The following is an 11998-nucleotide window of genomic DNA, read 5'->3' as shown; positions in this document are numbered from 1 at the left end:
AAGATCGCCGGCATGAACCGCTATGAGGAGATCGATCCCGCCGACCGGCCGCGGGCGTTCTTCTCCAAGCCGGCGTGGCAGCGCGCGATCGTGCTGGTGGCCGGCTCGTTCACCCACTTCGTGCTCGCGGCGGTGCTGCTGTTCGTGGCCATGGCGTCCTTCGAGCTGCCACGGCTGTCGGACGGCGCGCCGGTCCGGAGCAACCAGATCACCGAGATCGTCGCGGACTCGCCCGCCGCCGCGGTCGGCCTGCGGCCCGGCGATCAGGTCGTGGCGATCGACGGCCGGCCGACCCGCACCTTCGAGGACGTCCGCGACGCCGTCGAGTCGCGCCCGGGCGAGCAGATCGAGCTGACTTACGAGCGGGGCGACAGCACCCGCACGGTGGAGGTGACGCTGGACGAGCACACGGTCGACGGTCGCACCGTGGGCCTGATCGGCCTGGCGTCCAACCAGCTGGCGTTCCAGTCGTGGACGCCGGCGGAGGCGTTCGCCGGCGTCTGGTCGGGGGAGTACTCGCTGGGCACCCAGACCGCCCGGTCGATCGAGGGCATCATCGGCATCTTCACCCCTGACAGCCTCAGCTCGTGGCTCAGCCAGGCCAGCGGCGACGCACCGCGCACCGGTGACGGTCCGGTCAGCCTGATCGGAGCGGGGCAGGCGGCGTCGGCGCTGGCGGCCGTCGGCGCGTTCTCCTCGGTGCTGGTGCTGCTCGCGCAGCTGCAGATCGTCATCGGCACGCTGAACCTGCTGCCCCTGCCGCCCTTCGACGGCGGGCACCTGGCGGTGCTGGCCGTCGAGTCGGTCGTCAACGCGGTCCGCCGCCGCCGCGGCGCCGCGACCGACTGGCAGGTCGACCCTCAGGCGCTGATGCCATTGACGCTCGCGGTCCTGCTGTTCTTCGGCCTGTTCGCGCTGACGGCGATCTACGTCGACATCGTGAACCCGATCTCCGAGCTGATCCAGTAGCGCTCGGGGGGCACGGCGCTCGGCGTCGGCTCGGGCGCGCACGGCTAGGGTTGGTGCGGACCTACACCACCACCGCGTTCGACTGCGAGGACCGCGTCCATGGGCACGTCACTGCCGATCCTGAACTCCGCGCCGCCACAGCCGGCCGCGCACCAGCCGCCCGGGCGGCGTGCCTGTCGCACTGTCCACGTCGGTGACGTCGCCGTGGGCGGCGACGCGCCGGTCAGCGTGCAGTCGATGACGACGACCCCCACGCATGACATCAACGCCACGCTGCAGCAGATCGCGGCGTTGAACGCCGCCGGGGTCGACATCGTCCGGGTCGCCGTGCCCCGGCAGGAGGACGCCGACGCGCTCGTCGCCATCGCGGCCAAGTCCACAGTGCCGGTGATCGCCGACATCCACTTCCAGTGGAAGTACGCGATGGCCGCGATCGAAGCGGGCTGTGCAGGGGTGCGCATCAACCCGGGCAACATCCGCAAGCACGACAAGGTCAAGGTGATCGGTGACGCCGCCAGCCAACGTGGCATCCCGATCCGCATCGGCGTCAACGGCGGCAGCCTCGAGGACGTGATCCTGGCCAGGTACGGCGGTGTCACCCCCGAGGCCATGGTCGAGTCGGCGCTGAACGAGGCCCGCCTGCTCGAGGACGTCGACTTCTACGACATCAAGATCTCGGTCAAGCACTCCGACCCGTGGGTGATGATCCAGACCTACCGCCTGCTGGCGGAGTCGTGCGACTATCCGCTGCACCTCGGCGTCACTGAGGCCGGGCCGCCCAGGACCGGCATCACCAAGAGCGCCGTCGGCATCGGCACCCTGCTCGCCGAGGGGATCGGTGACACGATCCGCGTGTCGCTGTCGGCGGATCCCGTCGAGGAGGTCAAGGCCGGCATCGGCATCCTCGAGGCCCTGCACCTGCGCGAGCGCGGGCTGGACATCGTGTCGTGCCCGTCGTGCGCGCGGGCGGAGGTCGACGTCTACACGCTCGCTGAGAAGGTGCAGGATGGGCTCGAGGGCATCGACGTCCCGCTTCGCGTGGCCGTGATGGGCTGCGTCGTCAACGGCCCGGGCGAGTCGCGCGAGGCCGACCTCGGCGTCGCGGCCGGCAAGGGCAAGGGCCAGATCCTCAAGAAGGGCGAGGTGCTGTTCACGGTCCAGGAGTCCGACATCGTCGAGACCCTGGTGCACTTCGCCAACGAGATGGCCGACGAGATCCGCGCGGAGCGTGGCGAGGGCGCGCCAACCGTCTCCGCCTAGGCTCCGAGGTGCACGGACCGAGGTCCATGAGCGATCGAGGAGGACGGCAATGCCGCCGTTGACGACCGAGGACGCCCGCACGTTCGTCGCCGACCACCACTGGGGTGTGCTGGTCACGCTCAAGTCATCCGACGGACGTCCGCAGCTGTCCAACGTCGCCTATGCGCTGATCGGCGACGAGATCCGCGTGTCGTTGACCGACAGCCGGGCGAAGACGGCGAACGTGCGCAGCGACCCGCGCGTCAGCCTGCACGTGACCAGTGACGACTTCTGGACCTACGTCGTGGTCGAGGGCACCGCGCACCTCTCGCCGGTCGCCAGCGACCCCGGCGACGAGACGTGCCGGCGGCTGCTCGAGTTGTACGAGGCGGTCAGCGACAAGCCGCACGACGACCCTGACGAGTTCCACGCCGCGATGGTCGACGAGGGGCGCCTGGAGCTGTCGTTCGACGTCGGTTACATGTACCCGACGCGCGACTGACCGCGTGGTCGCCCGTCGTGATCCCGTGATGGCCGTGACCGTGGGCGTCCAGGCCGCCGCGGCGTGCCGCTGTGCGCGGCGCATCGGGCGCCCACGCCAGGCGCCCCGTCGTCCCTGCGCGATCGCCCGCTGGTAGAACTGGGGGGTCGACCACGCCGCGGACGACAGCTGCGGTCCGACCCGGATCCGACCTGCGACGGCTGCAGCAGCGACGCCGTCAGGCACACCACGAGGTAGCCATCGATGCGACGTTCCCCGATGCGCCGGCTGGTCGCCGCCTCGGGACTCGTGCTGGTCCTGACGGTGTTCGGGACGATCGGCTACGCCATCCTCGGCGACGCGTCGGTGCTCGACGCGCTGTACATGACGATCATCACGATCGCCGCGGTCGGGTACGAGGAGACCATCAAGCTGGAGGGCTCGGCCCGGCTGTTCACGATCCTCGTCATCGCCCTGGGCGTCGGGTCGATCACCTTCCTCGTGGTCAGTGCGCTGGACTTCGTGCTCGAGGGTCACCTGGAGGATCTGCTCGGAAGGCGACGAATGGATCGCGAACTGTCGCGGCTGGACGGACACACGATCATCTGCGGCTTCGGTCAGGTCGGCCGGCACGTCGCGATGTACCTGCTGGAGCAACGCGAGCAGGTCGTCGTGGTCGACATCGATCGCAGCCGCGTCGACGCCGCACGCTCGTTCGACCTGCTGACGGTCCAGGCCGACGCATCACAGGAGGACGGCCTGCTCAGCGCCAACATCGGCCGGGCCTCCGCGGTGGTGGCGTGCGCACATGACGACGCCGACAACGTGCTCATCTCGCTGACCGCCAAGGGCATCAATCCCGACGCGTTCGTCGTCGCCCGCATCAAGCGTGACGAGAACGAGGCCAAGGTGCGCCGGGCCGGCGCCGACCGCGTCATCGCGCCGGCGGCGATCGGCGGCCGACGGATCGCGGCGCTCGTGACACGGCCGGGGATCGTCGACTTCCTCGACGTGCTCACCCAGGGCAACGAACAGGACCTCATGCTCGAGGAGGTCAACGTCCGGACCGGTGGCTCCCTCGACGGGCGCAGCCTGCGCGATCTCGAGCTGCGCGAGCGCCACGGCGTGACCGTCCTCGCCGTGCAGGCGCAGGGGCGCAGCACCAACACGCGACCGACGCCCGACACCGTGCTGCACGGCGGTGACGTGCTGGTCGTGCTGGGTGGCCGGGAGGCGCTGACCACGCTGCGCACCTGACGGGGGCCGCGAGGCCTGTCTGACGCGTCGGCGGGTGGCGCTGCCCATTGCCCGGCACGGTCGCCGCTGCTACGTTGTGAGACACCACAGCGGTCTACAGGATTGGGCCGAACGAGCTGAACGTACAACGCGTGAACGCTGGACGGTAGAAGGTGCAAGTGGGCGCGGGCCGCCCACTTTTCTCTTCTGCCAGGCGGGTGCAGCGGAAAGGACGGCCATGGGCGACAGGCCAGCGTCGCTCATCCGCGACCTCGTCGAACGGCAGGCGGGCGAGCTGAACGTCGACGTGCTCGCCGTCGAGCACAAGGGCGCGGGATCGCGCCAGGTGGTGCGCGTCGTCGTGGACCGCAAGGGCGGGGTCGCGGTCGGAACGTGTCAGCGGCTGTCCCAGCGGCTGTCCGAGCAGCTCGACGAGCTCGACCCGATCGGCGGCCGCTACACGTTGGAGGTGACGTCGCCCGGCGTCGACTGGCCGCTGACGGACCGGTCGGCGTTCGACCGGGTGGAGGGCCGGCAGGTGCTCATCCACCGTCGCGTCGACGCGGACCGCGTCGACCAGGTGCGCGGGCGGGTCGTGCGCGCTGGTCCCGACGCGGTCGAGATCGACGACGGCGGCGACAGCGCGGTGCTCGTCGCCTACACCGACATCGTCACGGCGGCGCAGGCCCTGCCGTGGTAGCCGGCGGCAGGAACATGGACCGACCGGGGTAGGTCCTACGGACACCGACACCGACACCGCGAAGAGGGCGGGCAGTCGCAGACGAGGAGAGGAGCGCCGCCAATGCGTGTCGACATCCCAACACTGCGCATGATGGAGCGCGAGAAGGGCCTCGGGTTCGAGACGATCGTCGAGGCGCTCGAGAGCGCGCTGGCGAGTGCGTACAAGCGGTCCCACGCCGACGCCGAGGACGCGCGCGTCACGATCGACCGGGACAGCGGCGACGTGACGATCTTCGCCCAGGAGCTCGACGAAGCGGGCCATGTGGTCCGCGAGTGGGAGGACTCGCCGTCGGACTTCGGCCGCATCGTCGCGCAGACCGCCAAGCAGGTGCTGATGCAGCGCCTGCGCGAGGCCGAGCGGGAGCTGACCTACGGCGAGTACTCGGGCCGCGAGGGCGACCTGGTCACGGGAACCGTGCAGATCCACGACAACCGTGTCACCGTCCTCGACCTCGGCAACGCGGAGGCGGTGCTGCCGGTGGCCGAGCAGGTCCCGGCCGAGCGGACCGCGGGGCGTTACGAGCACGGCACACGCCTGCGTGCGTACGTGACCGAGGTCCGACGGACGCTCAAGGGTCCCCAGATCGTGTGCTCGCGCAGCCACCCGAACCTCGTCGAGGAGCTGTTCCGCCTGGAGGTCCCCGAGATCGCCGACGGGCTTGTGCACATCCGCGCCATCGCGCGTGAGGCCGGCTACCGGACGAAGATCGCGGTGGCGTCGAACGACGACACCGTCGATCCGGTCGGCGCATGCGTGGGTGCACGCGGCACGCGCGTGCTCGCCATCGTCGAGGAGCTGTCCGGCGAGAAGGTCGACATCGTTCCGTGGGCGGACGAACCGGCCGCGTTGGTCAGCAACGCGCTGTCACCGGCGAAGGTCTCCGAGGTCTACCTGTACGCGGACGAGCAGCCGCCCACCGCGGTCGTGGTGGTCCCCGACTACCAGCTGTCGCTGGCGATCGGACGGGAGGGCCAGAACGCCCGACTCGCGGCGCGCCTCACCGGATGGCGCATCGACATCAAGAGCGAGACCCAGTTCGCCGAGGAGCAGGCGGCGTTCGAGGCGGCCCTCGCCCGCGGTGAGATCGACGAGTACGGAAACCCGCTCGACCCGGGAGGGTCGACGTCGGACGTCGATCCGGAGCCGACGGGGTAGAGTGGATGTCCAGGGCGCGTCGTCGTCCACGGATCGCCCACGTCGCATGTGCATCGGGTGTCGCCGCCGCAGCCAGCAGCGGTCGCTCGTCAGGTTCACAGTCGCTGGGGGCGCGGTCGTGGTCGACGCCGACCAGCGGCTGCCCGGCAGGGGAGCCTACGTGTGTGGGCGGACGCAGTGCGCGACCCGGGTGATCTCCGACGGACGACGACTGGTACATGCGCTGCGAACCACTCGCGACCGCGTCATCGTCGACACGGAGGCACTGCTGCAAGACTGGAAGGTCAACCGGCGCGACGACGCCGCAGGATCGGCTCCGCCGAACGGGATGACCGTCGCGGAGCACACACACAATGCGGAGCGTGCGCAGGACCGGCTGCGCCGGACAGATGATCAATCGCAGGGCGACGAGCGCCGTCCCGACAACGGGCACGACCACGGCGCAGATCGCCGCGTAGGAGATGGCACGTGAGCAAGGTTCGAATCTACGAGCTCGCCAAGGAGACGGGACTTCCCAACCAGGAGGTCATCCGTCGGCTGTCCGAGCTCGGCATCGCGGCGCGGTCGCACTCGTCGACCGTCGAGAGCGTCGACGCGACGCGTTTCCGTGAGAGCCTCGGCCAGCAACGGGAGGCTCGGCGTCGCGCCGAGGAGGAACGTGCCCGCCGCGAGGCCGAGCAGTACGACGTGGAGGCCGTCCGCCAGGCCGCCGCGGAGTCCAAGGCGCGCCGGATCCTGCCGCCACACCTGCGCAAGGCTCGGGAGGCCAGGCAGCAACAGCCGGCGGCCGCGGCGCGGCGGTTCCGCCCACCGACGACGGCCTACCGTCCGGAGTCCGGCGGTGGCGTCAGCGTCGGTGGCGATGCGGCACCGACCGAGGCGCCCGTACCGCCGCAGCAGCCAGCGGCGCCCGCGCCGCTGGCGCAGTCCGCGCCGCCTGCGCCGCCGGCGCAGGAGCAGCCTGCCGAGACCAGCGAGCCGCCGGCCGCCGAGGCGCCCGTCACGCCCACCCAGGCGACGCCCTCCCAGCCAGAGCCCGCGCAGCCGACGGCACGCGCCGCGGACGCCGCACGCGCCGGCCTCGTGCGTCCCGCGCCACCCGCCAGCGAGGTGCGGCAGACACAGGAGCAGCCGGCGGCGCCGGCGGCACCGCCGGCGCCGGCCGCCCGCGCGCCGCAGCGCACCGATGACGAGCCGGTCGGCCAGCCCGGCGTCCCCCGGCCAGGAACGCCACCCCGGCCCGGACAACCCACGGTGCCGCGTCGGCCGCTGAGCCCGGCCGCGACCGGACGTCCCGTCGAGCCCCGGCGTCGCGTCGAGCACGAACTTCCCAAGGAGGGCACGGGACGCCGGGCCATCCCGCCTCCCGTCCGCGAGGCCCCCAAGGGCGGTCCCAGCCGGGCGCCGGGACGTCCCGGTGGCCCAGGCGGCCCCCCCGGTGGCCCAGGCGGCCCCTCCGGTGGCCCGGGTGGCCCCGGCGGTCCCGGCGCTCCCGGAACCCGCCGCAAGAAGGGCAAGAAAGGCCGGCGCAAGAAGGAGCCGACGCTCCAGGACCAGTTCGAGGAGCAGGCCCAGCCGCGGCGCCGTCGTGGCGAGCCGGTGCAGGCCGGCGTCGAGGGTCCGGTCGATGTGCTGCCGGGCATCACGGTCGGCGAGTTCGCCAAGCTGATCAACGTCAACCCGACCGACATCGTGCGGGTGCTGTTCGGCATGGGCGAGATGATCACCGTCACGCAGTCGATGTCGCAGGACCTGATCGAGGTGGTCGCGGCGGAGATGAACGCCGACCTCAACTTCGTCACGCCCGAGGACCTCGAGTTCGGCCCTGAGATCGAGGACAAGCCCGAGGACCTCAGGCCGCGTCCGCCGGTGGTGACCGTGATGGGTCACGTCGACCACGGAAAGACGCTCCTGCTCGACGCGATCCGCCAGACCGACGTCGTGAGCGGCGAGGCGGGCGGCATCACCCAGCACATCGGTGCGTACCAGGTGCGCCGTGACGGCCGGCCGATCACCTTCATCGACACGCCGGGTCACGAGGCGTTCACGCAGATGCGCGCCCGCGGCGCACAGGTGACCGACGTCGCGATACTCGTCGTCGCCGCCGATGACGGCGTCAAGCCGCAGACGGTCGAGGCGATCGACCACATCCGCGCGGCCGAGGTGCCGATCATCGTCGCGGTCAACAAGATCGACAAGGAGACGGCCGACCCGACCCGCGTACGCAGCCAGCTCACCGAGCACGAGCTGGTCGCCGAGGAGTTCGGTGGGCAGACCACCATGGTCGACGTGTCCGCCAAGACGGGTGCGAACCTCGACGAGCTGCTCGAGATGGTGCTGCTGCAGGCCGACGTCAGCGAGCTCCAGGCCAACCCCGACCGGGAGGCCCAGGGGGCCGTGATCGAGGCCAACCTCGACCGCGGCCGCGGCGCCGTGGCGACGGTGCTGGTGCAGACCGGCACGCTGCGCATCGGCGACAACCTCGTCGCGGGGATCGCCGACTGCAAGGTCCGGGCGATGTTCGCCGACGACGGCAGCCAGGTCACCGAGGCAGGACCGTCGCGTCCGGTGCAGGTACTCGGGTGGAGCGAGGTGCCGGCCGCCGGTGACGAGTTCCGTGTCGTGGCCGACGAGCGCACCGCGCGGGAGATCGCAGAGAACCGGCAGGCGCGCGAGCGGCGGATGGAGCTGGCAGAGCGGCGCACGCTGTCGCTGGAGGATCTGTCCGGTGCGATCGCGGAGGGCAAGCTCGAGACGCTGAACCTGATCGTCAAGGGCGACGTGGCGGGATCGGTCGAGGCTGTCGCGGACGCGATGGAGAAGCTCGAGCTGCCGGAGGTCAAGATCCGCATCATCCGCAAGGGTGTGGGCGCGGTGACCGTCGACGACGTCAACTTCGCCGAGGCGTCGGACGCGATCGTGATCGCGTTCAACGTGCGGCCGGAGGCCAACGCCCGTGCGGCGATCGAAGAGTCCGGGATCGATCTGCGGCAGTACTCGGTCATCTACAAGGCGGTCGAGGACATCGAGCGCGCGGTGGCCGGCATGCTGGCGCCCGAGTTCGAGGAGGTCGTCACCGGCCGGGCCGAGGTCCGGGAGGTCTTCAAGATCCCGCGTGGCTTCGTGTTCGGCTGCTACGTCACCGACGGCGCCGTCCGGCGCAACGGCGCGGTGCGGGTCATCCGCGACGGCGTCGTCGTCGCCGACGACAAGGTGGCGTCACTGCGCCGCTTCAGTGACGACGTCACCGAGGTCAGCGCCGGGTACGAGTGCGGCGTCGGTCTGGACCGCTTCCAGGACATCAAGGTCGGCGACGAGTTCGAGCTCTACGAGGAGCGCGAGGTGGACCGCACCTAGCCCGCGGGCAACGGGTAGGCGTCAGGCAGCCGACGGGTCGGCGGCAGACAGGAGGTCGGGCGGACGTGGTCGTCGCGATGGTCACCGTCTTCCTGCGCCTGCCCGCCGCGGGTTCGCTGAAGGACAAGCGCGGCGTCACGCGTCGGCTGATCGCTCGCCTGCGCCGCGAGCTGAACGTGTCGGTCGCGGAGGTCGGTGGTCTGGACTCGTGGCAGCGCTGCGTGCTGGGTGTCGCGGTCGCCGCCGGCAGCGAGACCGGCGCGCGCAAGGTCGCCCAGCAGGTCGAGAAGATCGTGCTGCGTGAGCATCGCGTCGAACTTCTCGACATCGTCGTCGAGATCACCGCTTCACAGCCCGCCTGACCATCGCCACCACGTCCACGACCCGAAAGGCACAGCCCGTGGGTTCCCCCCGAGCCAACCGCGTCCCCGAGCGGATCAAGGAGATCCTCGCCGAGCTCGTCGGCACGCTGAAGGATCCCCGTGTCGGGTTCGTCACGATCACCGACGTCCGCACGACCGCCGACTTCGGCAAGGCGACCGTCTACTATACGGTGCTCGGCGCTCCTGATGACAGTTCGCCTTCTGACCGCTCAGCCGCCCACCCTCCAGGGTCCTCCGGCGACCCGTCATCAGTCGCGGTGGTCGCGGGTGACGACAAGGAGGCGGCACGGGCGCAGGAGCGGACGGCCGAGGGGCTGGCAAGCGCGACACCGTTGCTGCGGCGCGAGCTGGGCCGGCGGCTGCGGCTCCGGCAGGTCCCGGTGCTCGAGTTCGTCCACGATCCCGTCCCGGCGCGTGGTCGGCGGATCGAGGCGTTGCTCGACGAGGCGCGACCGGACAAGTGACCGTCAGCGAGTCCGCGTGGCGTCAGGCCGTCGACGCGCTGTCGGCTGCGAACGAGGTGGCGCTGGCGTGCCACGTCGACCCCGACGGTGACGCGCTCGGCTCCATGCTCGCGCTGCAGCGCTTTCTGAGCGGTCGCGGGGTGAGGACGGCCGCAAGCTGGGGAACCGTCGACGCCGATGCCGGCGACGAGCTCGCGGTCCCTCCGCAGTACGCGTTCCTTCCGGGCCTGGACACGCTCGTGGTGCCGGAGCGCTTCCCGGCCAGCCCGTCGCTGATGGTGGCGTTCGACACCGGGGCACCGGGACGCCTGGGATCGCTGCGGGCCGCCGCCGAGGCGGCCGACACGCTGATCGTGCTCGACCACCATGCCAGTGGTGAGGAGTTCGGCGACATCCGGCTGGTCGATGGCTCGCTGGCCGCGACGGCCGTGCTCGTCGACGAGCTGATCAGCCGGCTCGGCGGTGAGCTGGACCGCGAGACGGCGATCTGCCTGTACACCGCGCTGGTCACCGACACCGGACGGTTCCAGTACGCGAGCACGACGCCGGGGGTGCTGCGGCTGGCGGCACGGCTGATCAGCCTCGACATCGAACACGCGGAGATCAACCGACAGGTGTGGAGCACGCACAGCTTCGGCTACCTCAAGCTGCTCGCGAAGGTCCTGGAGCGCACGACGCTCGATCCGAGCACGGCGCTGCTGTGGACGGCGGTGACCCGCGAGGACCTCGAGCGGTTCGGGGTGTCGTGGCAGGAGACCGAGGGTCTGATCGACGTGCTGCGCAGCGTGGGCACGGCTCGTGTCGCGATGATCGCCAAGCAGCAGTCGGACCTGGCGTGGAAGGTGTCGCTGCGCAGCCGGGGCGATGTCGACGTCGGAGTGATCGCACGGGATCTGGGCGGCGGAGGTCACGCGTTCCTGGCGGGACTGGTCGCAGATGGACCGATCGAGGACATCGTGGAACGGGTGTCGGCGGCCATCGCCGCCCACGACGAGGTGCCGGCGGCCGCCATGTCCGGGAGGGGCGGCCGATGAGCGCGGGTACGTCGATGCCTCCCGACGGCGTGCTGGTGATCGACAAGCCCGTCGGGTGCACGTCGCACGACGTGACCAACCGCATCCGCCGCGCGCTGCGGCACGCGTACGGTGCGGCCGGTCGGCGCCACGGGCACAAGGTCGGTCACACGGGCACCCTCGATCCGTCCGCCACCGGCGTGCTGGTGGTGTGCCTGGGCAGGGCGACCCGCCTGGTGCGGTGGTTGCAGGCCGGGACGAAGACGTACGAGGCCCGCATGCAGCTGGGCCGGGCGACCACGACGCTGGACGCCGACGGTGAGATCACCGAGGAGCATGATGCGTCGCACCTCGACGAGCGCACGGTGTGCGAGGCGTTCAAGCGCTTCGTCGGTCCGATCGAGCAGATCCCTCCCATGGTGTCGGCGGTGAAGGTGGACGGCGAACGCCTGCACGCCCGCGCGCGGCGCGGCGAGGTGGTCGAACGGGAGCCGCGTGCCGTCGTCGTCCACGATCTGGTCCTCGTGGACTTCACCGCCGGGGTCCTGCCCGAGGTCGAGTTCCTGGTGAGCTGTTCGGCGGGCACCTATGTCAGGTCGCTCGCGGACGACGTCGGCCGCGCACTGGGAGTCGGCGGACACCTCACCGCGCTGCGCCGCCTGGCGTCGAGTGGCGCACGCATCTCACAGGCGGCGGCGCTCGATGACGCCCTGGCCGCCATCGCGCGCGGGGACATCGGCGAGCTGCTGCTGACCCCGGCGGCGGCCCTGGCGCAGGCGCACTACCCTACGGTCGTGATCGCCGCTGACGCCGTCTCCCAGCTGTCCCGCGGTCGTCCCATCGACCCGACCGGCCACGACGGTCCGGTCGCGGTGGTCGACGGTGCGGGCGAGCTCATCGCCGTCGTGGAGGAAACCGACGGCCGGGCGCGTCCGTTGATCGTCTACTCGCCGGCATGA

Annotated in this window: 11 protein-coding genes; all 11 read left to right on the top strand. The window is 71.0% G+C overall.

The window, feature by feature from the left end:
• Positions 1–969: M50 family metallopeptidase (locus VFZ70_16935; GenBank protein HEX6257498.1), on the top strand; the 969-nt coding region annotated here is incomplete at its 5' end.
• A gap of 99 nt (positions 970–1068) precedes the next feature.
• On the top strand, positions 1069–2229 hold the full coding sequence (gene ispG, locus VFZ70_16930; GenBank protein HEX6257497.1) for a flavodoxin-dependent (E)-4-hydroxy-3-methylbut-2-enyl-diphosphate synthase: 1161 nt from the start codon (positions 1069–1071) through the stop codon (positions 2227–2229).
• A gap of 49 nt (positions 2230–2278) precedes the next feature.
• Positions 2279–2710, top strand: a complete 432-nt coding sequence (locus tag VFZ70_16925; protein HEX6257496.1) for a PPOX class F420-dependent oxidoreductase — start codon at positions 2279–2281, stop codon at positions 2708–2710.
• 243 nt (positions 2711–2953) lie between these two features.
• A complete protein-coding gene (locus VFZ70_16920; GenBank protein ID HEX6257495.1) occupies positions 2954–3946 on the top strand; it encodes a potassium channel protein in 993 nt (330 codons plus the stop codon).
• 217 nt (positions 3947–4163) lie between these two features.
• Positions 4164–4625 (top strand): hypothetical protein, encoded by a 462-nt coding sequence (locus tag VFZ70_16915; protein HEX6257494.1) that lies wholly within the window; start codon positions 4164–4166, stop codon positions 4623–4625.
• A 102-nt stretch (positions 4626–4727) separates the two neighbouring features.
• The gene (gene nusA / locus VFZ70_16910; protein HEX6257493.1) at positions 4728–5822 is read left to right on the top strand and encodes a transcription termination factor NusA; all 1095 of its coding nucleotides are present in this window, start codon (positions 4728–4730) and stop codon (positions 5820–5822) included.
• A gap of 468 nt (positions 5823–6290) precedes the next feature.
• Positions 6291–9179 (top strand): translation initiation factor IF-2, encoded by a 2889-nt coding sequence (gene infB, locus VFZ70_16905; GenBank protein HEX6257492.1) that lies wholly within the window; start codon positions 6291–6293, stop codon positions 9177–9179.
• Positions 9180–9244: 65 nt separating this feature from the next.
• Positions 9245–9541 (top strand): DUF503 domain-containing protein, encoded by a 297-nt coding sequence (locus tag VFZ70_16900; protein HEX6257491.1) that lies wholly within the window; start codon positions 9245–9247, stop codon positions 9539–9541.
• Between the two features lie 38 nt (positions 9542–9579).
• Complete coding sequence (locus VFZ70_16895; GenBank protein HEX6257490.1) at positions 9580–10026, top strand: ribosome-binding factor A; 447 nt, start codon at positions 9580–9582, stop codon at positions 10024–10026.
• Complete coding sequence (locus VFZ70_16890) at positions 10023–11060, top strand: bifunctional oligoribonuclease/PAP phosphatase NrnA (protein ID HEX6257489.1); 1038 nt, start codon at positions 10023–10025, stop codon at positions 11058–11060. Before VFZ70_16895 ends, VFZ70_16890 begins: the two co-directional genes overlap by 4 nt.
• Positions 11057–11998, top strand: a complete 942-nt coding sequence (truB, locus tag VFZ70_16885; GenBank protein HEX6257488.1) for a tRNA pseudouridine(55) synthase TruB — start codon at positions 11057–11059, stop codon at positions 11996–11998. The genes VFZ70_16890 and truB overlap by 4 nt, the downstream gene beginning before the upstream one ends.

Source organism: Euzebyales bacterium, assembly GCA_036374135.1.
GTDB lineage: Bacteria > Actinomycetota > Nitriliruptoria > Euzebyales > JAHELV01 > JAHELV01.
The sequence above is the reverse complement of the archived record's forward strand: the minus strand, read 5'-3'. Positions and strand labels throughout refer to the sequence as shown.